This is a genomic window from Weissella kandleri, assembly GCF_045504165.1.
Classification (GTDB): Bacteria; Bacillota; Bacilli; order Lactobacillales; family Lactobacillaceae; genus Weissella; species Weissella kandleri_A.
This window is the reverse complement of record NZ_JBJJNY010000001.1, coordinates 105222-127707: the sequence shown is the minus strand read 5'-3', so window position 1 is coordinate 127707 and position 22486 is coordinate 105222. Positions and strand designations below refer to the sequence as shown.

18 protein-coding genes are annotated in these 22486 nt (G+C 37.3%); 2 read left to right on the top strand and 16 right to left on the bottom strand.

The window, feature by feature from the left end; translation table 11 throughout:
- Positions 1-28: 28 nt before the first annotated feature.
- From ACJQWY_RS00610 to ACJQWY_RS00595, 4 genes are read right to left on the bottom strand one after another with little or no spacing between them, the layout of a single operon-like run.
- Positions 29-3049, bottom strand: a complete 3021-nt coding sequence (locus ACJQWY_RS00610; RefSeq protein WP_407075819.1) for a type I restriction endonuclease subunit R — start codon at positions 3047-3049, stop codon at positions 29-31.
- Positions 3050-3089: 40 nt separating this feature from the next.
- Positions 3090-3698, bottom strand: coding sequence for a protein adenylyltransferase Fic (gene fic / locus ACJQWY_RS00605; RefSeq protein WP_407075818.1), 609 nt, complete (start codon positions 3696-3698; stop codon positions 3090-3092).
- A 38-nt stretch (positions 3699-3736) separates the two neighbouring features.
- Entirely contained in the window at positions 3737-4909 is a 1173-nt protein-coding gene (locus tag ACJQWY_RS00600) for a restriction endonuclease subunit S (RefSeq protein WP_407075817.1), read from the bottom strand.
- Entirely contained in the window at positions 4909-6492 is a 1584-nt protein-coding gene (locus tag ACJQWY_RS00595) for a type I restriction-modification system subunit M (RefSeq protein WP_407075816.1), read from the bottom strand. Before ACJQWY_RS00595 ends, ACJQWY_RS00600 begins: the two co-directional genes overlap by 1 nt.
- 64 nt (positions 6493-6556) lie before the next feature.
- On the opposite strand from ACJQWY_RS00595, the gene ACJQWY_RS00590 reads away from it, so the two are divergent.
- Positions 6557-7225 (top strand): restriction endonuclease subunit S, encoded by a 669-nt coding sequence (locus ACJQWY_RS00590; RefSeq protein WP_407075815.1) that lies wholly within the window; start codon positions 6557-6559, stop codon positions 7223-7225.
- Positions 7226-7345: 120 nt separating this feature from the next.
- Here ACJQWY_RS00590 and ACJQWY_RS00585 read toward each other — a convergent pair whose 3' ends face one another.
- From ACJQWY_RS00585 to ACJQWY_RS00575, 3 genes are all read right to left on the bottom strand, one after another.
- Positions 7346-9118, bottom strand: coding sequence for an ABC transporter ATP-binding protein (locus ACJQWY_RS00585; protein ID WP_407075814.1), 1773 nt, complete (start codon positions 9116-9118; stop codon positions 7346-7348).
- Between the two features lie 27 nt (positions 9119-9145).
- The gene (locus ACJQWY_RS00580; RefSeq protein WP_407075813.1) at positions 9146-9724 is read right to left on the bottom strand and encodes a MarR family winged helix-turn-helix transcriptional regulator; all 579 of its coding nucleotides are present in this window, start codon (positions 9722-9724) and stop codon (positions 9146-9148) included.
- Positions 9725-10139: 415 nt separating this feature from the next.
- Positions 10140-10841, bottom strand: coding sequence for a glucosamine-6-phosphate deaminase (locus ACJQWY_RS00575; protein WP_407075812.1), 702 nt, complete (start codon positions 10839-10841; stop codon positions 10140-10142).
- A gap of 150 nt (positions 10842-10991) precedes the next feature.
- Here ACJQWY_RS00575 and ACJQWY_RS00570 point away from each other — a divergent pair, with 150 nt between their 5' ends.
- Positions 10992-11903, top strand: coding sequence for an AraC family transcriptional regulator (locus tag ACJQWY_RS00570; protein WP_407075811.1), 912 nt, complete (start codon positions 10992-10994; stop codon positions 11901-11903).
- 49 nt (positions 11904-11952) lie between these two features.
- On the opposite strand, the gene galT is transcribed toward ACJQWY_RS00570, so the two are convergent.
- The 9 genes from galT to ACJQWY_RS00525 form a co-directional block, all read right to left on the bottom strand.
- Positions 11953-13440, bottom strand: coding sequence for a UDP-glucose--hexose-1-phosphate uridylyltransferase (galT, locus tag ACJQWY_RS00565; RefSeq protein WP_407075917.1), 1488 nt, complete (start codon positions 13438-13440; stop codon positions 11953-11955).
- 25 nt (positions 13441-13465) lie between these two features.
- Positions 13466-14644 carry a galactokinase gene (locus tag ACJQWY_RS00560; protein ID WP_407075810.1) on the bottom strand — a complete coding sequence of 393 codons (1179 nt, stop codon included), beginning with the start codon at positions 14642-14644 and terminating at the stop codon, positions 13466-13468.
- Between the two features lie 49 nt (positions 14645-14693).
- Complete coding sequence (locus ACJQWY_RS00555) at positions 14694-16121, bottom strand: glycoside-pentoside-hexuronide (GPH):cation symporter (protein ID WP_407075809.1); 1428 nt, start codon at positions 16119-16121, stop codon at positions 14694-14696.
- A 364-nt stretch (positions 16122-16485) separates the two neighbouring features.
- On the bottom strand, positions 16486-17679 hold the full coding sequence (locus ACJQWY_RS00550; RefSeq protein WP_407075808.1) for an MDR family MFS transporter: 1194 nt from the start codon (positions 17677-17679) through the stop codon (positions 16486-16488).
- Between the two features lie 100 nt (positions 17680-17779).
- Positions 17780-18598: an amino acid ABC transporter substrate-binding protein gene (locus tag ACJQWY_RS00545; protein WP_407075807.1), complete on the bottom strand. Its 819-nt coding sequence runs from the start codon at positions 18596-18598 to the stop codon at positions 17780-17782.
- Positions 18595-19236 (bottom strand): amino acid ABC transporter ATP-binding protein, encoded by a 642-nt coding sequence (locus ACJQWY_RS00540; RefSeq protein WP_407075806.1) that lies wholly within the window; start codon positions 19234-19236, stop codon positions 18595-18597. Before ACJQWY_RS00540 ends, ACJQWY_RS00545 begins: the two co-directional genes overlap by 4 nt.
- A gap of 13 nt (positions 19237-19249) precedes the next feature.
- Positions 19250-19894 carry an amino acid ABC transporter permease gene (locus ACJQWY_RS00535; protein WP_407075805.1) on the bottom strand — a complete coding sequence of 215 codons (645 nt, stop codon included), beginning with the start codon at positions 19892-19894 and terminating at the stop codon, positions 19250-19252.
- A gap of 379 nt (positions 19895-20273) precedes the next feature.
- Positions 20274-20894, bottom strand: coding sequence for a rod shape-determining protein MreD (mreD, locus tag ACJQWY_RS00530; RefSeq protein ID WP_407075804.1), 621 nt, complete (start codon positions 20892-20894; stop codon positions 20274-20276).
- Positions 20895-20996: 102 nt separating this feature from the next.
- Positions 20997-22229 carry an MFS transporter gene (locus ACJQWY_RS00525; protein WP_407075803.1) on the bottom strand — a complete coding sequence of 411 codons (1233 nt, stop codon included), beginning with the start codon at positions 22227-22229 and terminating at the stop codon, positions 20997-20999.
- Between the last annotated feature and the right edge of the window lie 257 nt (positions 22230-22486).

The following is a 22486-nucleotide window of genomic DNA, read 5'->3' as shown; positions in this document are numbered from 1 at the left end:
ACCAAAAAGGGACACTATTTTCTATGAATTATTTCATAGACTTAAAAAAATCAAACAAAGAATCTTCAAAATCTGCCAATTCAAAGAAGCCTAAGTCTAAACTAGCCTCTAATTCTTCAATCTTAGTTTTTAACTTTGGATTATCATTTAAAGAAACACCTGGTAAGTATAAATCATATGCTGAAATAATATCATTCCCGTTATAACCATGATCCGCTGACCAACGACGAATTTTTAATTCCTGACGATCTGAACGAACACGCTTACGTTCCATCTGTAAAGAATTAGTATCAAAATGCTTATGATAAACGCCATCCTCAATCCTATCTACCACATCTAAAACCTCTAAACGATCATCCTCGTCCAAAGGTATGATATGATCTTCAATTGCTTTACGATTAGCTTGCGAATTTTCATCCATGAAATTATTTAATAGCTCAACTAATTTATCATAATCGATGATTTCATGATTGTACAAATCAATAGCAATCTGAATTTCTGTTAAATCAATTTGTATTCCATCGGGCAACAACGCATTAACATCATGCAAGCGCGCTTGCAACGCACTGAATTCAGTCTCATCCTTAATATCTAAATCAATCTTCTCTCCAGTCTCATGCCCTGACTCATCAACCGCTGACACCTCTAAACCAAAAGTGTAATCTTGTTGTACCAAACGCTGTATTTGCTGATTGACCTCTGCCGCCAGTGTTACAAATTTCACCTGTTCAGTTTCTGACTTTGGAATTTGACTAAAATCAGCGCCAGCGATTTCTTTCAGACACTCAATTTTGGGGTTTAAGTCCATAATTTGACTACCTAATTTAGGAGCTAGAAGATTCTTAGAGAATAAATCGATTTTTTCTGTATCATCAGGGGCCTTTTTGGCATCGGCCAATGTATCATTGCCTCCCTTAGTATAAATAACTAACGCATTCTGGACATTTTTCTCCATAGCATCACCTTTACGGAAAAAGCGGACCTTTCCATGCGGCTTAGCATTCCTATCAATAGTTCGATTAGTCCGAGACATTGCTTGAATTAGCATCCCTTCCCTTAACAACTTATCCATATATATTGTATTAACATATTTAGAATCAAATCCAGTTAATAATTGATCTGACACAATTATTAAGTCTAATCGTTGAGGTGCATTACTTTCTTGTTCAGGCGTTACCTTTTTATTATATGGCTTCTTATGTGCGATGCGCTTCGTAATATCATTTAAATAATTACGTTCAGGATCTTTTGTCTCTACAAAATTAATCGTTCCATAAAAGTTTGAATAATCCACCATTGCTTGCTTCAAAGCCAATTGTAGGTCTGAAGTTCCTTGTCCGTTATCTTCGTCGCGTGAATAACTTATCGCAACCCGCAATTCAGGCGCCATCTTCTGGAACAAATTATAATATGCGACAACCGCTTGTTTTCCAGAAACTGCAAAAATTCCATGAAATTGATTAGGCTGTCTAATTCCCATCTCAATCGGACCTGAATGATTTTTATGCCAATTATTAATAATATCTTGCACAACTGCTTGTCGATAAGGAAATGACGAATAAACCGCTTTTTCTAGTTCATCATCAGTTAAATCCGAATTATTAGCTTCAATTTCAGGCGTATAATACGTCACATCAAATCCTAATACATTTCCATCACCAATTGCGTCCTTAATTGTATATTGATGCAAACGTTCTCCAAAAATGTCATACGTTGAAATATTTTTAGTTGTTTTAACTTCATTAACTTCATCACTATAAAAATTCGGCGTCCCCGTAAAACCAAACCAGGTTGTTTTCGGGAAAGCATTTTTAATACGAGTAACTGAATCTCCACTGGCTGAACGATGCGCTTCATCCATCAAAATAACCAATCGTTCATCTGAAACCAAATTATCTTTGACCGCTCGATCCAATCCTTGAATTGTAATCAAATAAATATTTGATACCCCTTGTGATGTCCCCTGTTTTCGATTGAGTTCCCGCTTCAATTTATGCCCGTCAACAACCTTGATTCTATCTTCAAAGGTCTTATAAGCAAACGCTTTAAAATTTTCGTACGTTTGATTGACCAAGTCAACACGGTCCACAATAAACAAAACATGGCGCACTTTAGGCATTGATGCCAATAATTGAGCCACCTTAAACGATGTTACCGTCTTCCCAGAACCGGTAGTATGCCAAACATATCCACCCTCTTTTTCAATGAAATTATTCATATCCATTTGGCGCATACGATCTAGGATAGCACGGGTAGCTTGAATTTGATAAGAACGCATTACCATCAAGTTATCATTAGCGGCATCTGGAATCATATTTACTGTAACTAATCGATGTAATGCTGGGATGCCCATGACTTGATGAATAAATTCCATTGCATCTGTCACATCTTGACCATTGTCATCACGCCAACCAAACACAAAGTCCTTATTATAGGCATTACTGTTCTTAGGTCGAGCAAAATAATGTGCTGAATGCTGCGATAGTACAAACATAACTTGCACAAACGAAAACAATCCAGTAAACATTCCATCACCATCATATTTTTGAAATTGCTCAAACGCATTCCATTGATTTTGAAGTGATTCATCTTTTTCTTCAATGTGAGCCACAGGAAGACCATTAATCAACAACATGACGTCAATACGTCGCTTCTTACTTAGTGTAAAAGGTAATTCGTCAAATGTCACTTGATTCACAATCTCATAACGTGAACGTCCCCCAGCCACTTCGTCACCATAGAAAATCGCTAGTTCGAGCTTAGTACCATCGTCTCGAATTAATGGAATAGTTCCCACCCCGCCGGCACCAGCCATCATTAACTGCGCTTCATAAGGTGTCTTATTCTTATTTAGTTCCAACTTAACGCTTTCAAATTCAGTATCCGAAAGTGGGATTCCCTCTAACCTACGTTCATTATTTTCATTCAAAATTTTTCGCCAGTTATCATACAACATTTTAGCCGTCTTACCAGATAAATCATCTCGATATTCCCAGCCCTCGGCCATTAATTTAGTAATCACCGCTTGTTCAAACTTGTCTTCTGCCATTATATATTCCTTATCATAATATGTACGCAGGTTTCCCCGCTTAATCTAATTCATCAGTTTTATATATGGTATAACCTTCATAATAATATGATTGGTCAATCCCTTTCATATAAACCTCTCTATCATTAATATCATCTATCAATGAATTTTTCAATAAATATTTAATTTCAAGATCTTTGACTGGACTGCGTTCCATTGCCAATAAATAATCATCTTTATCAAGATTCGACCAATCCACAACTTTGCCCAACTCTTGCTTTAAAATCAAATCTAACCAAATACGCATGCTTCGTCCGTTTCCTTCTCTGAAAGGATGCGCCACATTCATTTCTACATATTTTTCTACAATCTCATCAAACGTCTCCTGAGGCATAGTATCAATATAATCTAAAGCAGCTTTTAGATACATTATCGGTGCAAATCGGAAATTACCTTTAGCAATATTAATATCACGTAGCTTACCCGCAAAATGATATACATCTGCAAATAAATACTGGTGAATTGACGCTAACCCAGTAAAAGTACCAACTGGCATATCGTTAATATCACCTGAGTCAAATAGACGCTTAGCTCTAGCCTTCGTAATTTTTTCTTCTTTTTGTACCAATTCAGCAGAATTTGTAATACCTAATTTATTTTCCAACACCATCGTATCCTATGCCTCCCCTCTATTCGTAATAATCCGAACTATACAAACATCTTTTGTAATAATGCTTTCTTCAGTTCTTGTAATTTTTCCACTTTACGCTGGTTGACTGTGATGAGGTTGTCCAAGATAGTTAGAAATGCAACGATTGTATCTTGCTCCTCAATTGATGGAACGGATGGCTTCAAAGATTTCAGCTTATTTAATGACAGTACCTTTTGACCGGTACCTTCTGCCAAAATAGAAACTTGATGTTTTTGAGTCTCGTTCAACGTGATTGTAAGAAAGTCGATATTCTGTGTTTTTGAATAAAAGACGGGATAGAAATAACTAATAACGCCTTTATCAATGATGTGGTTCACATTGAACTTAAAAACGCCATTGTCAGATCTCGAACGATATGTGGCATATCCCTTTGGCAAAACAAAGTACCCAACGTTATCAGCTGACGTTACCTGATTATCAGCAAAGTACTCTTGCTGCAACATTAGTCCTTGTTGAGATGAAGTCAAAACCGGATATTGATTGTTAATTGTTGTTTTTTCAACGTAACTTTCAATCAGTTCACCAAACTTACGCTGTACCCAAGCGTCAGTATATCCACTGAAACGAATCTCAGGAATATCATTATTCTCAGACACGAACATTTTTTGCAAAAGGGCTTTTTTTAGCTCTTGCAATTTTTCACCTTTACGCTGGTTGACTGTGATGAGGTTGTCGAGCTTTTGAAATAGGTCACCGATTTGGGTTTGTTCTTCGTAACTGGGTAAACAAATTGTCAAACTTATTAATGTACCTGAATTTAATTTAGGTCGCTTTCCACCCACAAGATAAGGTTCTAAATTAATTCTTTTTATATTATTCATTAAAAATAAATTATCAGAACAATTAGTTATAGCTTGTAAAACGTGCGCATGATTATTAACCCATACTTTACCCTCTACATAATGAACAGGATAATTATTTATATCACTAGCACCATCTTCAGCAATTAGAATATATTCACCATTGTGTGTGTATCCAAATACATAATCTTGTATTCCATTTGCTCCATAATATGGTGTATCGCCAGAAATACGTTTATTAAAAGTTACAGGCTTTCGTAAATTATCTAATCTTTTACTTATATCCCCCAACTTCCGCTTTTCCCACGCGTCAGTATATCCTGCAAAACGTATTCCTGGTTTGTTGTCTGTTGAATTCCGAACGTTCATTATTTCAGAACCTCCTTCAACAGATTTAAGTATTCTTGGCTTTCAGCATCTGTTGCAACTAATTGTCCCATCATATTGTTCAAATCATTTGTCAAAGAAAGCTCATCACTATTTATCTTTTTCATATCTTCCAACAATTGTTGTGCATCAACAGGTTCTTCTTCTTCAAAAGTATCAACATACCGTGGAATGTTAAGGTTATAATCATTTTCACGAATTTCATCCATCGACGCAACATGAGCATATTTTTCAACGTTTTGGCGTGACAAATACGTCTCGACAATCTTATCTATATCTTCTTGTCGCAATTTATTTGAATTTTTTTGCTTTTCAAATCCCTTTGAGGCATCAATAAATAGAACATCATCATTACTACGATTTTTTTCTAAAATCATAATAATTGTTGGGATTCCCGTATTAGTAAATATCTTCTCTGGCAAACCAATAATGGTTGTAATATGGTGGTTTTCTAATAATTCCTTCCGAATCCGTTCTTCTGCAGAACCTCGGAATAATACACCATGGGGTAATACAATTGCCATGCGCCCATCATTTTTTAAATGATATAAGCTATGCAATAAGAACGCAAAATCCGCCTTAGATTTCGGCGCTACACCGTATTTAAACCGTGGATCATCTTCACGATGAGTATTATCCCAATTTTGTGAATATGGTGGATTAGCCATAACAGCATCAAACATCCGGGGACTATCGACACCGCCTACAACACCATCAGGCCAATCACCTTCTAATGTATCATTATTACGCAGTGTAATATCGTTATATTCTACCCCATGCATCATCATATTCATACGAGCCAAATTATATGTTGTTGTAATTAGTTCTTGCCCATAATATTTAATGGCTCCTTGTACACCCGCATTTTTCATATATGATGCCGTAGTCAACAATAATGAGCCTGACCCCATAGTTGGATCATATAAACTATAACGTTCTTTATTTTCGCGACCTGACGTTAAAATACGTGCCATTATATCTGACACTTGGTGCGGTGTATAGAACTCTCCTGCCTTAGCACCAGAATTAGCAGCAAACATTCCAATCAAATATTCATATAAATCACCTAAGACATCTGCATCATCTTCCAATTCAATCTTATCCATTAAATTGACCCAATCAATCATAGTTGCAGTACGAGTTTGCGCATTAGCTCCTAGACGTGTTGAACCTAAATCCATATCATCGAAAATACCCGAAAAATCATCTTTAGCTTCAACACTCACACCCTGATTAAAATGAATCAAAGCATCCCCTACCATCGAAATATTAAACTTGTCCTCATCAATGGCATCTTTCCAATCTGAAAACATATCCCCTGGCTGGATAACATAACCTAAATTTTTTTGCATGAAGCTAGCAGCTTTATCAGCATCTTGGTTCCACACACTTTCCCAAGTTTCACCACGCAATACACTATCAAGCCAAGATTGCGCTTTTTCTGATAAGAATTTATAAAACATCACCCCAAATATATAATTTTGATATTGAGATGGGGAAATCTTACCACGTGTATCATTCAAAGTTTTCCAGATTAAGGCTTCTTTTTCTGCCGTCAACGCCATTTTTTGTAGCTCCTCTACATTTTACATAGTTTATTGTCTATTATACCGTGAAATACCATAATTTTTGTTAAATTTAACTTACACTTGGGAAAAGCGGAAGTTGGAGAATTTAATTATAAAGGGAGGCTCTGGAGGTACACCCAAGTCTACTATTGCAGAATATTATGAAGGAAATATTCCTTTTCTTGGTATTACAGATATTTCTAATTCAAATGGTTTCATTGATGATACTAATAAACATATTTCAGAGCGTGGATTGAATAATTCAGCAGCTTGGGTTGTCCCAAAAGGTGCCATTAGCTTAGCTATGTATGCATCTGTTGGAAAATTGGCTATATTAAATACTGATTTAGCCACGTCTCAAGCATTTTATAATATGGTATTTGACAATAATGATTTGCGTGATTATGTTTATCAAAGATTAAAGAAATCATTTGATTTTGGTGAATGGGAAAGACTCATTTCAACAGGAACGCAGTCTAACCTAAATTCTAAAAAGGTAAAATCTTTTGAAATTAGAGTACCAATAAACAATAATGAGATAGTAAAAGTAAGTTCATTTTTCAAAAAACTCGACAACCTCATCACAGTCAACCAGCGTAAGGGTGAAAAACTGCAAGAGCTAAAGAAGGCCCTTTTGCAAAAAATGTTCGTGTCTGAAAATAATGATATTCCTAAGGTTCGTTTCAGTGGACATACTGACATATGGGAAAAACGGCAAAGAGATTCTTGAAGGCTATTATAAAATATTTTTAAATTATCCTTATTTGTTATTTCGTTTTTCATAAAATTTAATTATTTTACAAATACATAAAAAAATCATGGTCAAAAAAGATCATGATTTTATATATATTTATTGTGTGACCAACTGTTCTTGTACGTATTCTTTATATAATGGATGATTTTTTAATAATTCATTATGTGAACCAGAACCTGTAATTTTTCCTTGTTCTACAAAATAAATTTTATCAGCATCTACAATTGTTGCTAGCCTATGTGCAATGACTAAGGTTGTTCGATTTTGCATTAGTTTTTCTAATGCTTTTTGTACCATGGCTTCAGATTCAGAGTCAAGTGATGCTGTGGCTTCATCTAACATTAAAATTTTAGGATTTCGGAGAAAAGCTCGCGCAATTGCTAAACGTTGTCGTTGACCACCTGAAACCATGATTCCGCGTTCACCGACTTGTGTTTCTAATTGATTTGGCATATTTTTAACAAATTGATCAGCATATGCTAATTGTAGGACATGCCATAATTGGTCATCGGTATATTCTTCATCGGATCCATAAGTTAAATTTTCACGAATTGTTCCCGCCATAATTGCAGAATCCTGTGCTACGAAGCCGATTTGTTGTCGCCAATTTTTCAAATTAATATTATTAATAGTTTGATTTCCAATTTGAATACTTCCGTTATTTGGTGTATAAAAGCGTTCTAATAATTGGAATATAGTTGATTTTCCACCTCCTGATGGTCCTACAAAAGCTACAATCGTGTTGGGCTTAGCCTCGATTGTAATATTATGTAAAATCTCTTCAGAGGATGTATAACCAAAGTCGATATTTTTTGTTTTTAAAGTTTGACCTTCAACGTCTATCGTTTGTCCTTTTTCAAAATCTTCAGGTTCTTCATTTAAAATTTCAGTTAAACGTTGCGTTGATCCTTGAGTTTTGGCATAGGTTGTTGAAAAAGTTCCTAAAACCATAAAGGCTGGCATTATTTGGAATAAATACATTAAAAAGCTAAATAATGTTCCCATTGTTGATTGTCCATCAGCAATTCTTAACGCGCCAACCACTAAAATTACGACAAAAAGTCCCATCATAACTAAACTCATCATTGGCCCGACGATTCCATCAACGATCGCTTCTTTTCTACCAAATTTAAATAGACGGTTAATTGCAGAATCTCCCGTAGAGATGATTTGGTCTTCAGCGCCAGATGATTTTACTAAGCGCATTTCAGCTAATGTTTCTTGTGCAACACCTGAAAAATCAGCCATGGCGTCCTGAGTAGCATGTCCTACTTTTCTAGAAAACTTCATTATTGGTAACAATAGCAATAATGTTACTGGAGCTGCTAGTAAAATCCAAAGAGCGAGGTGCCAATCAGTAGAAAACATCAGTACTACCGCTCCTAACATTTGTAGAACATTCGTTACAAAATTAGGCAGATCATTGGCAACTAAGCGCTTTACTTGTGTTGTGTCATTAGTTAGCCGTGATGTGATTTCTCCAGATTTAGTTTGATCAAAATAGCTAACTTTTAGAATTGACAAATGCTTCCAAACAATAGTTCGTAGATTTTTAACTAATTGCTCTCCTGCAACTGATGTTAAAAAACTTCCTGCAGCGGAAATTAATGCACCGCCGATAAAGAGCGCTAATACAATACTTATTAACTGATAGTCCATTCCATGTTTTCCCATGAATAAATTAATCAATTTCCCTGAATATTTAGGCGCTAATAAATTGGCAAATACTCCAATTAATGATAAAAACAATCCAATTATCATTACCCCCCATTGTGGGTGTGCCATTTTAATAATCTTAATCAAACTTTTTGCCCCACCAGCTTCTGAATTGGCTTTAGTTAATCTGTTTTTTCGTTGTTCGCGTTGCATAATTGCTTTCCTCTTTTTACTAATAATTTAGAACCTAGGCTGATCATTAAAATTATGTCTTGGATTTGGTCCTCGATGTAAGTGATGCCCAAAATAATGATTCCGGTTCTTAATTTCATTAAATTGTGCGCGTTGTTGTTCACTCAAATGTGTCATAAATTGCTTATCAAATTCCTCTGAATTTAGATGATTATTTAATTGCTCTAGTTGCGTTCCAAATTGTATTTGTTCTTCATCCGTAAAAATATTAAATATTTCATCTTCAATTTTGTTTCTAGTTAAATCAAGTTGGTCCAAAAAATCACGACCTTTTTGTGTAATCTTAATTAAAACAATCCGCGCGTCCTGTTGGTCTTTAATACGTTCAACTCTGCTTTCGTCTTCTAACTTTTTAATAATTTGTGTTACAGAAGCTGGTCGAATATCTAAAATGTCCGCAATTGTACCTGCAGTAATAGGTTGATCACTGGTACTTAAAATTCGTAAAAGACGCCGTTGATTATTTGGACGTTGCCGATGTTCATCATTGCGTGTCATCATCGTAAACCACAAGCTTGGTTGACGCATTAGCTCCGTTAAATTTTCTAATATATTATTTTGATCCATAATAATTGCCCTCATTTATATTTAGTTTCGTTATAAATTAACTAACAAACATTATTATAGTTGTTTATTTAGTTTTGTCAAACGAAAACTAAATATTTTTTTGATTAATCTTGTATTGATTGAGGCGAAAAAATTGTGTTGTTAAATTAAAAATAATGACTTGGTTCTATACTTATTGGTTGTATTTATTCGATAAGGTTGTGTTATGGTCCCTTTGAACGGATGAACACCGTGCAACTTCATCGTTGTTTAATCAATTCAATAACCTCATCACCGTCAATCAACATCAAGACATACTTAGATAATTTCAACTTACCACTTACCAGAAACCAAAAACAACCAAACATATAACTCATCCAAACAAAAAAACGCCAAGTGCCGATTTTCATCCCACTTTGCGTTTTTAATTCATTAATTATAGCTTACTTGCTGCTGCTTCATCCAAAATCACAATAACATTATCATGCTTTTGCAAAACTGAAGCTGGTACATCTTCAGAAACAGGTCCCTCAATCATCGCCTTAATCGCCTCCGCCTTGTTTTCACCATAGGCAACGACTAAGATTTGCTTAGCTTCCATAATTGACTTAATTCCCATTGAATAGGCTTGTTTTGGCACTTCTTCCTTATTAGTAAAGAAACGTGCATTCGCTTCAATCGTTGATTCAGTTAAATCAACTTCATGCGTCGTTGATTCAAATGAAGTTCCAGGTTCATTAAAACCGATATGCCCATTCCGACCTAGTCCAAGAATTTGCAAATCACGTGGATATTTTTCCAAAATTGTATCATAGCGCGCAGCTTCAGCATCACCATCAGGGTTCAAACCATCTGGAACAAAGCTTTCTTTAAATGGCTTCTTGCTAAAAAAGTGTTTATTCATGAAGTATCGATAACTTTGTTCATGAGTACCAGCAATTCCCTTATACTCGTCTAAGTTAACAGAAACTTTATTAGAAAAGTCCATCTCACTTGCCGTAATCGTATCATAAATTGAAATTGGTGATGACCCAGTTGCTAGTCCAAAAACTTGGGCGCCATTAGACAATGCATCCGCAAAAACTTGAGCGCCAACTTTTCCACCTTCAACTTGATCTTTAACTTTAATAATCTTCATGATATTCCCCTTTATCTTAATGGTATATACCAATTATAAAAGACCTATTCAATAATAGCAAGCCCTTTTCTTCAGTTCCATAAACTTATCTTTTCAACAATGTGCTAAACTAAAAGATAGTAAGCGTTTTCACCAATGGAGGTAATGATCGTGGAAAAATCAATTTATAATTTAGTTGATACTCATACTTTTCAAGCAAGTATCTTTTATATTTTTAGTGGCATTAGCCAAACTTTGCCCTTCCATACCTTTGGTCCTGCAAAACGCCACGACTTCATCATTCACTTCGTCTTATCCGGACAAGGACTCTTTTTCGTTGAAGATCAACAATTTCATCTAAACTCCGGCGATGCATTTTTAATTCGCCCCCACGAGACTATCTTTTATCAATCCGATATTAAAAATCCTTGGTCGTATGCTTGGATTTCTTTTAATGGCACCCAAGCCGCCCAGATTATTGAAGAATTATCCCCCTTTAAAAATCATCAACAGATTTTTCATAGCTCCAATAATGATCAATACTTAAATTTAATTGCCGAAACGCTCAATCTATCAGATGCCAGTCCACAGAGTGAATTACAGCTAAATTTAATTGTAAATCAATTGTTATTACAACTTTCAAAAGAAAACGTGCCATATCAAGCACCCGCTCCGTCCTTCAAAGGTTCGCGCTTAGCTCGGTTTGCCCGCGAATATATGGATAATCACTATGAGCAAGGTATTTCAGTGACTGATGTGGCCCATGCTTTAAATATTGACCGTTCATATCTTTCACGCATTTTTACCAGTAATTTTAGCATGTCCCCCAAAGCCTGGCTTATTGGTGTACGAATCAATAAAGCTAGTGAACTCCTCCAATCACAACAATTGACGATTGAAAAAATTGCCGAAATGGTTGGTTTTAATAATGTAGCTGTCTTCAGTCGTGCTTTTCTAAAAATAACTGGTGAAACTCCAAGCCAATATCGAAAACAACATAAGCGGCTCCGTACCACCCAAGTTGCTGTCTCAGAAATTCAAAATTTAATTAATGCAGCCAAACCTGTGCGCCGGACCACCTAAACTCACCAAAAAGCACATACCAAGACATACCTTGATACGTGCTTTTTAATTATTTATTTAAACTGGCAATAAAATCGTCAAACCCTTGTTCCCCAGTTGCATCTTTTTTAAACACGCCCGCATCTTCCAATACGCGAGTGAAAACATCCGCCACCGCTTGGTCAACATATTGATCGACAGCTTGTTCATCATTAGCATCAAATGAACCTGCTTGTAATTCTGCTAACCATGGTTGATGCATCGGCGCCACATTTGCCGAAAAGCCTTGCAATGCCTTTTTAATTTCCGCTAATTCAGGCACTAATCTTGGTGGCAAAATCGCCAGACCCATCACTTCAATGAGACCGATGTTCTCCTTTTTAATATGCTGCACATCAGGATGTGGATGAAAAATACCATCAGGGAACTCAGCACTGATATTATTGTCCCGCAAGACCAAGTCTAATTCAAAATCCGCTCCGCGTCGCCGCATAATAGGGGTGATTGTATGATGCCTTTGCCCAACTGCATCAAAAGCATTAATCAACAATGCTGGTTGACTATAATGGTTCCAATGGTTCATCACCCGTTCGGCTGCATCAATTAACTGATACTTATCAGCAGACCTCAGCCGAATCACACTCATGGGCCATTCAACAATCCCCGCTTGTACTTTCGGAAAATCAGCTAAAGGAAAACTTTTCCGCAATGAGGCCTTAGCCATTGGAAATTCGTGCTGACCAGCTTGATAATGATCATGCGTTAAAATCGAACCGCCAACAATTGGTAAATCAGCATTAGATCCAATCATATAGTGTGGAAATTGTTCCACAAAATCAGCTAAACGTTCTAAACTAGCTCGGTTTACAACCATTGGTCGATGCTCATGGTTTAAAACAATGGCGTGCTCATTAAAATAAGCATACGGCGAATATTGAAAGCCCCAGTCGGCCCCTTGCAACTGTAAGTGAATCACTCGATGATTACTGCGTCCAGCTTGATTTAAGCTACCAAAGAATCCTTCATTTTCCATACATAAAGCACATTGTGGGTATTGATGCGTCGGTAACTTAGCAGCCGCTGCAATCGCTTTAGGGTCCTTTTCCGGCTTAGACAAATTAATCGTAATTTCCATTTGACCATATGGACTATCACCATAGTAGTGGATGTTTTTCGCTATCGCACGGGTCTTAATGTAATCATTTTGTTGCGATAATTGATAGAAGTAATCAGTTGCCGCTTTCGGACTTTCATCATATCTTTGCCAAAAATTATGATTCACTTGGCTAGGTAATGGCGTGATGGTATCCATAATTAAGGCCGTCATCATGTCTTCATTCACTGCTGCATTAATCTCACCAGCTTGTCGTGCCTGCTCTAATAAAACATCAAGCAAGCGCAACGGATCTTTTTCAATTGTTTGCGCCACTGGTTCAAAATTGGTCACACCAATCAACCGTAATAACATATTCTGTTGATAAATTCGATCCTCGGCTTGAATCCGCCCATTTTCAATTGCTATTGTTACTAAATCATGCACTGCTTGACTTACCTGCATCATTTTACCCTCTTATTAATCATTATTATTCATCATCACGCAACTTTTTGGCACCATCACCAATTTGAGCTACATAAAATTCTGGGGCATACCCAACCTTTTCCATATATGCATCATAAACATGATTTTCAAAGTTAGCAATTTTATCCGTATCGACTAAAGCAATTGCGCAGCCACCAAAACCAGCTCCCGTCATTCGAGCACCTAAAACACCCGGTTGTGCTTGAGCCGCATTCACTAATGTATCCAACTCTAGCCCGGTTACTTCATAATCATCACGCAATGAAGCATGCGAGGCATTCAACAATTGACCGAATTCAGCTAACTTACCTGCTGTCAAAGCATCTTTTGCTTCAATCGTCCGCTGATTTTCGCTCACCGCATGACGGGCACGCTTAATTAAGATTTCATCCCCAATCAATTGTTGATTAGCTTCAAATTCCGCTTCCGTGAGCTCACCTAAGGACTTAATATCTAACTTTGTCTGTAACCGCTTCAGGGCTTCCTCACACTCAGCTCGGCGCTCATTATACTTTGAATCGCTCAACTCGCGGCGCTTATTCGTGTTCATGATTACAATCTTATACTTACCTAATTCAACTGGTACCATTTCATGCTTCATCGTATTCACATCTAAAAGAATCGCTTCGTTGGCCCGACCAAAGCCAATTGCAAATTGATCCATGATTCCAGTATTTAATCCGAAATATTCATTTTCAACTTGTTGCCCGGTCATCACCAAATCCAACCGGTTAACTTCAAGCTTAAAGAGGTCTTGTAGCATAACTCCAACTAATAACTCTAATGAGGCTGATGATGAAAGTCCAGCCCCATTTGGAATATTACCTTGAACCAACAAATCAAAGCCAGAGTCAAAATAATAACCTTGCCTTTGAAGCATCAAAACAACCCCTTTGACATAATTAGCCCAACCATGCTTTTCATCATACTCAAGATGATCCATATCAACTTGAATTATTCCGTCAGCTTCAAAATTCATAGAATACAAGAAAATTTTTGCGTCTTGACGCTTATAAGCTACTCCATACGTTCCATAAGTAATTGAAGCAGGGAAAACATGTCCGCCATTATAATCGGTGTGCTCCCCAATCAAATTAATCCGCCCTGGTGCAAAGAATTGTTCTGTTTGCTTAGGTCCAAACTTTTCTGCAAATTTAGTATTTAATTCCTTAATTCTTGCCATGTTCATACTCCTTTATCTCATCTATTGACATATAATCATGCATTACAACTTATTCAGCCTGAGCTTCATCTTGATAACGAATTTCCAATTCCTTCACGATTTCAGCATGCCGCTTCTCCGTTAACTTAATCTTCCAAACGAAAATAATCATTGAAATTAACATCAAAACTGCCGGAATGACGAACGCATACATCTTATACGTATGAATACCAGCACTGGTAATATCTTGTGCAGTTGCACTACCAGTCATCCCAGCTGCGATGGCAACGAAGCCAACAATCGCGTTTGAAAAAGCCCCCGCTAACTTATCCAACAAAGGTCGTAGCGATAAGGTCACCGCTTCTTTACGTACTCCATTCTTCCATTGCCCATACTCAACCGAATCCGTAATCGTCATCAAAACTGACAAGAAAATCAATTGTTGTGGGAAATAGAACAGGATTAAACCAATTATAACCAAAGTTAAATTAATTCCAGCCGTCATAAACATCACATAACCAAGCAGCATCAAAGTAATTCCACTAATAAAGACATAACGTCGTGTAATTTTTTTAACCAAAATTGGGAACAAAGGTACAGCGATAATTCCGGTAATCATGGAAACGATTCCCACAATCGCAAACTCGCTGGAACTTCCAATCACAAATTTGAAGTAAAACATCAAGACACCAGTCGTGGCAACATTGGCAATCGCATAGAACATATATGAAATGGCTAACCACATCAACTGGTCATTCATAAAGATGGCTTTGAAGATATCAATAATATTATATTTCTCACTTTGACCCTTGGTTCGCAAAATCGTGTCATTTTCCTTAGAAAACTTCGCGGTGATTAGTGCCGATCCCGCTGACAAAACCGCAATCACGACGGCAAACCAGAACCAACCAGCGGCACTTTCTTCACCTTTGCCACCAGTTAAGGCTGTAAAGAAGGCCAACATTGGAACGACTAAAGCCGTAGTTCCATTGGCCCCCAAGGAAGAACCAAACCGTGCAAATGTGGCTAAGGTTCCTCGTTCAGCCGTATCATTGGACAAAGCAGGAATCATTGACCAAAAAGCAATGTCTTTAAATGAATAAAAAGCATCCAAGATAATAAAGATAATTGCAAACAAACCTAAATACAACGAAGGCTTATTAACCGCTAAACCAAAAAAATTTGTATAAATAACCACTAAAGCAATCGCCGAAACAGTTCCACCAATCACTAACCATGGCTTAAACTTACCATATTTAGTTTTCGTGCTATCAATAATACTTCCAATAATTGGATCAAAAATAATTTCTACTAACCGAATTCCAACTACTAGTGAAGTAACTATTCCAATATACTTTGCTTCATCGACCTTATTCGCTCCCGCAAACAACGTACTCGTTACAAATATCATAAAATACGTTGAAAGTGTGACATAATATGCATCATGACCAAAAGCTCCAAACGCATATGCAAAACGTTGTTTCATTTTACCAGACATAATATTACTCCTTAACGGACACCTAATTAATACATTTCATCTACTCCTTTACTTTATCTTGAAAGCGGTTACATTAGTAGTCTTTTTTGTGCTTCAGATGTGACGTTTTGTGACTTACAATTGTGAATTATAATTCAATCAATCCCATCATTCGTAATATTCAATTTTAAAATTAATTTAAGTCGACACATCACCATAATCTTATGATTACATCCCCAGATTTAATTTTAAGTTTATGAATTAAATATATGATTTATATGGCGTTTTTCTCATTTAATTCATTTGACTTAGCTTGCGTATTTAATAACAAACAAAAAAGACCAAAAATAAATTTTTTGGTCTTAACCACTTAATTCAATAGATATTATCCATATTTTTTAACGTACTTTGCCCCAATTATTAAAATAGCCATTACGACAATTAAGGTCACGCCAACCAAACCACTCGCTGAGTAAAACATGGTCTGGTAATTAAAACGCTCTATCATCATCCCACCTAGCAATGGGCCCACAGCTTTTCCAGCTGCGGGTGCGGCGGCAGCCAGACCTTGAAAACGTCCTTTTAGTTTATTTGGGGTTAATTCATTGATTAAGGCTGGAATCATTGGAAAAGCGGTTGCTTCACCAAAGGTCGTAATCGTCATCGCAATCGCAAAGCCCCAAAAAGTTTTAACGAATGGTAAAAACACAAAGGCCAAACCAAAGCAAGCAATTCCGCCAAAGATTTGCAAACGCATGCTTCGCTCATTCTCGGCTAGATTCAATGCATTCATTGAAAGCTGAATTACCGCAATCAACAAGCCGTTAATAGTCCAAAGCATCGAATATTGCCACAGAGGCAAATGCAGGTCATCTGACATATACACCGACAAATTTCCTTGCCATTGTGAATACGCAATCCATAAGACACTCAAACCGACAACCACCGTCCAAACAACCCGTGCATTCCACTCGGGGAGTTTCTTACTAGTTTGAGAGGCTTTGGCATCTTCCATTTCTACATTTTGAATGGTGAAATTAAAATGACGTTGTAAAATCACCAATAAAACACCATACATCACTAATGAAATCAAGAAAAGCCACACGATACCGTAATTATAAATAACCCCCACCAAAGCGGTTGCGAAAACCATTCCAAAATTAGCAATAAAATATAGCATATTAAAAACATAACGACCATCGTGATGATGTACTTGAGTTCCATATGAATTAATAGCCGCTGTATTCCAACCACTAAAAAGTCCGGTAATCGTTAAAATAATAGGATAAGCTGGCCAGCCATGCCATAGAATAAAGGCCACCTGGGATAACGCCATCACCCCGACCCCTAGCCGAATCAAGTTAAATGGCTGAAAACGATCAAACAAATAACCCGAAATTAGGCTTCCTAACATTTGACCTAGGGCATTCATTAACATCACCCAGCCCACCACGACCAAGGTTTGATGTAACTGATCGTGCAAATAGATGGAAGTTAGCGGCCAAATAAACCCTAAGGCAAAATTATTTATAAAACTAGCAATCAGTAACCACTTCAATGCCATACTTGTTTGCTTCATATTTACCATCCTCCTAATTACGCAAATAAAAAATGAAGGCGTAAAAAATACGACCTCATTTTGGTGTTTATCAATTATATTCAATTTATTTTAAGTCTAATTATGGCGTTGGTGTGCCAAAATATTTTTTCGACAACTTATTGATGTTACCATTTTTTTCAAGCTTTGCCAACTCTTGATTGAGTGCTTGTTTTAACGCATGGTCTTCGGGACGCATCCCCACCACAAAAGCCTCCTTATCATAACCAGGTTTTAAAATCATGAAACGGTCAGCGTGCGGAGTATGCCGTAAATAATATTGAGCGTAATTACTATCAACTAGAACCCCTTGAATCCGGTTGACAGCCACATCATCCAAAGCTTTATCAAAAGTATCATACTGGATTGTTTGCCCGATGCTTTGTTTTAACTTAGCCGGTTCTTGGTTATATACTTGCATTCCTGACGAACCAGTTTGCAAGCCTAAACTCCGCCCCTTCAAAGCTTTTACGTTCTGGTATGGAGAATCTTTTAAAACTAAGATCACTTGTTGATTATAGGCATATGGTTTAGAAAAGGCCAACTGCTTGGCTCGGTCGGGGGTCGCCGTATATCCGTTCCAAATCACATCAACGTGCCCGGTTTTTAGTTCCGTCTCTTTCATCGACCAATCAATTACTTGAAACTTAACCTTCAGCCCCATATCCTTAAAAGCTGCGCGTGCTAAATCAACATCAAAACCAACTAAATGGCCTTGTTGATTGCGAAAGCCCATGGGTACAAAGGTATCGTCAATTCCAACAACCACCGTTTTAGTTTGTTGCATCGCTTGCCAATGGTCTTTGGGATGATTACTTTTCCAATGAATCCCTAAAGATAACAGCACAACAACTAATAGCACCAGTCCGTTGCCTAACCATTGATGCTTTGTCCATTTCATCCGCGCTCAACCTCATTTCCAAAATCTAAAGTTCGATCCGCAATTGCTTTAGCAAAAGATAAATCGTGCGTCACAACTAATTGCGTCGTTCCCTGTTCTTTCAACTGCAAAATTACATCAATCACCCGTTGCGTTGACTCAGCGTCTAAACCAGATGTTGGTTCATCATACGCAAGCATACCTGGTTGCATCGCTAACGCCCGAGCAATCGCTACCCGTTGTTTTTGCCCTCCAGATAATTGGAATGGATATTGATTCATTTGCGCCGCTAAGCCTAATTCTGATAGTAATTGTTCGCCCAGGGCTTGCGCGTTTTGTGGACGTAAATGCTTCACCGTCTGAGGCGCTAAAGTCACGTTTTTTAATACTGAATATTGTGGAAAGAGATTAAAATCTTGAAAAATCACCCCCACGCGGGCATCTTTGCGGTACCCAGATAAGTCCAAGGGTTGATCATCTAAAATCATTTGTCCTGCATCAGCTGGTAATAACCCGGCAATAATCTTTAAAAAGGTTGTCTTACCAATCCCCGAAGGCCCCACAATCGCTAATACTTCGCCAGCCGGCAAGGTCAAGTTCAAATTTTTAAAAATCGTCCGATCCCCATATGCTTTAGCTAAGTTTTCAATTTTTAACATCAGCGTCTTCTCCTTACCGGTAATAATTTAAACGATGCTCAATTTGACGCATCACAATCGTTGCAACAGCTGTTAGTCCAAGGTATAAAATTCCCACCAAAATATAGGGAATTAAAGTGACATCACGTGCTGCCGCAATGTTACCGGCGCGCATTAAATCACCCAATCCAATCACATAGACCAATGACGAATCTTTGACCAAATTTACTACTTCATTCCCAATTGCTGGCATTACTGCCTTAGTTACTTGCGGTAGAATAATAAGTTTAAAGGTCTGAAAGGGGCTAAAACCCAATACCTTGGCACCGTCATATTGACCTTGAGAAATTCCTTGAAAGCCACCACGAAAAATTTCAGCAAAATAAGCCGCGTAATTTAAGATAAAGGTAACTACCGCTGCTTCAAAACGCGGGAATGTCGCAATTTGCGCTAAGCTTAAACCATAATAGACAAAGACAATTTGCAATAATAATGGCGTCCCCCGCATAATCCAGATATAAACATTCATAATTCCACGTAAAACATCCAAATCAGAGCGCAATGCCGCAGCTACGACCATCCCCAATGGCAAAGCCCCTAATAAAGTTAGCCCAAAGACACCAAAGGTCATTTTGAGCCCATCTAATAAGCTCGGTAAAATATTCCAAATATAATCCATTGTATTCTTACACCGTCCCTATCTAGTTACTATTTATAACTTTCATTTACACTTTTGCCCATTAAAATAAAAAATCCTCAGGTACAGCTAATTGCCATACCTGAGGACGATTGAATTTCGTGGTTCCACCCCAATTTCAATAACGATTACTCGCCACTGCTCACATACCATATCTCATGGTATCCACCTATACTGCGGTGAACCAATTATATTCATTTGTTTTTTCAATAATTTTAAAATACTTCGCCTTAGGTGTGGTTCGAATAAGGACCCGGTTACTTCTCAACTTCAGCGTAACTCTCTGGACAGATCGCATTAATCTACTCTTCTAAATAAAAGTATGTTTTTAGAATAAGCGTCTCAATCTAAAAAGTCAACGTTAATTTTTAAATCGATCAGCCCGGCGTTTGATAATCATCCGATTCCCAATTTGTTGATTGGTTACATTATAATCAATCATTTCGGCACTCCGCATCAATGCATACAACCATTCAATAATCGAATAAAACAGCATGAATAACAACAGATTTAGCAAAACGGTCGGGAACATATGGAAAATCACAAATTCTTGAATATTCTGCTGCGCAACATTAATAATACTAAAAGCCAGATAGTCAAAAACTAAATAACAATTAAGCACAAAGAAAAAAATCATCATTTCCCAGAAGTAAGTATGCTCAAAAAATTGTTGGACCCAACGGGCTAAGCCCAACATCATAGGGAATCCAATCATTGAGACACCTACATAACCCGTATAATAAAGATCATAAACTAAACCAACGGTAAAAGCTAATAAGTACTGATCACTTGGATTTTTAATACCTTCTGCCCCTACCAACGTTGGCGCCAGCAAAAATAACAAAACTAAATAAGGACTGGCCGCCATTGGCAATCGATATAAGATGGGAGCCGCATTTAAAGCAATCGCGCCATCTAAAACCATCGCCAAAAACACTAATACGGGATGCACCCAAGTTATTTTAAAATATTTTGAATACATATTCAGACTCCATTTTTAATTCATTGTAAACGATTTAACATTTCTCCTAATCATAGCATAAAATCACGTTACACATCAAAACTATTCTTTAATTTTCAGTAATTAGATTGACTGGCCGCCATCTGATTCACGCATGGTCCGCGTATTATACCAAAACCATAGCCCGTTTAATACCATCAACAGCGCTGACATTACAAAAACACCCCGATAATCCAAATAATGTGCCGTTAATGCCCCCAATAAAGGTCCAAACACTGAACCGAGTGATTGAAAGCTTTGATTATAAGCAAACATCCGACTAACAACCCCATGCGGTGCTTCTTTCGTAATTAAACTTTGAATCGCCGGCAGCATCGTTGCATCAGAAATTCCAATCAAAAACCGGAGAATAATCAATTGACTGATCGTTTGTACCAGACTCATGGGTAAAAAGACTAAGCTTGCAAATAAAAATCCTAGCGAAACCATCCGTGCAGTCCCGTAACGATCACCTAACCGACCCAAAGTTGGTGCAAACAACAATGTCGCAATTCCCGGAACAGCCGCAACAATTCCGGCCCAAAAGGCTGTATTTTGACCGTTATGATTCAATTCTTGGACAAACAAGGCCAAAATAGGGTTAATCGATTGGTTTACAACCATCACTAACATCGTCGTTAAGAAAAAGCCCCACATCATTTTGGGATGTGCTAACTTGGCAAACGCAGCCGACCGTGATAAGGGTTCAACATGCCCCGTGGGCTTAAAGACCTCGTGGACCCCAAAAATAACTAACAACGTGGCCAACATGAGCAAACTTCCCGTGAGCATAAATGTCACTCGATAACCAATCGTGTCTGCTAACAAGCCGCCAAACAAAGGTCCTAACAAGGTCCCCGAGGTCATACCAGTCATCATGATTCCCATACTATAACCCGATTGTTCCGCTGGTGTTTCAGAAGCCACTAAAGCATTGGAATTGGAAGTAAAACCACCTAATGCACCTTGTAATACACGCAAAGCGATTAACTGCCAAACATTATTCACCAATCCCATCAAGAAAAAGACAATACTCATCCCTAACCCAGCGCGAATAATCATTTTTTTACGGCCCTTAGTATCGGCTAAACGCCCCCATAATGGTGATACAATTGCCATTACAAAATAACTTCCAGAAAATGCCAAGCTTGAATAAAAGCTTAACTGACTTTTAGTAAATGTGCCCAATGTCCCAATATAAAGTGCCAAAAAGGGCGTAACCATACTCAAACCTACGCCAGCAATAAACACACCAACCCAAAGGAGATACATATTTTTTTGCCACGTTGGCATAGGTTTTAATAAACGACTTTTCATCTCAACCTCCCATCATCACCACTTTTATTTTTCATTTTACAAACCATTCCGTTTGAATAATTTTGCATAGAATTAACCAGATTAATTCATTCTTATCGCCTTTAAAAATAAGATTTTCATATTGTTTGCCTGGCAAACAACTAACTCACTCGCATGCCTGTTATTATACCACTCATTTTATAATTTGCATGATTGTGCGGTCAACCAAGATTGTACTAACAATAAAAAGAGCTAAGTTCATTTTAAACCTAGCTCAA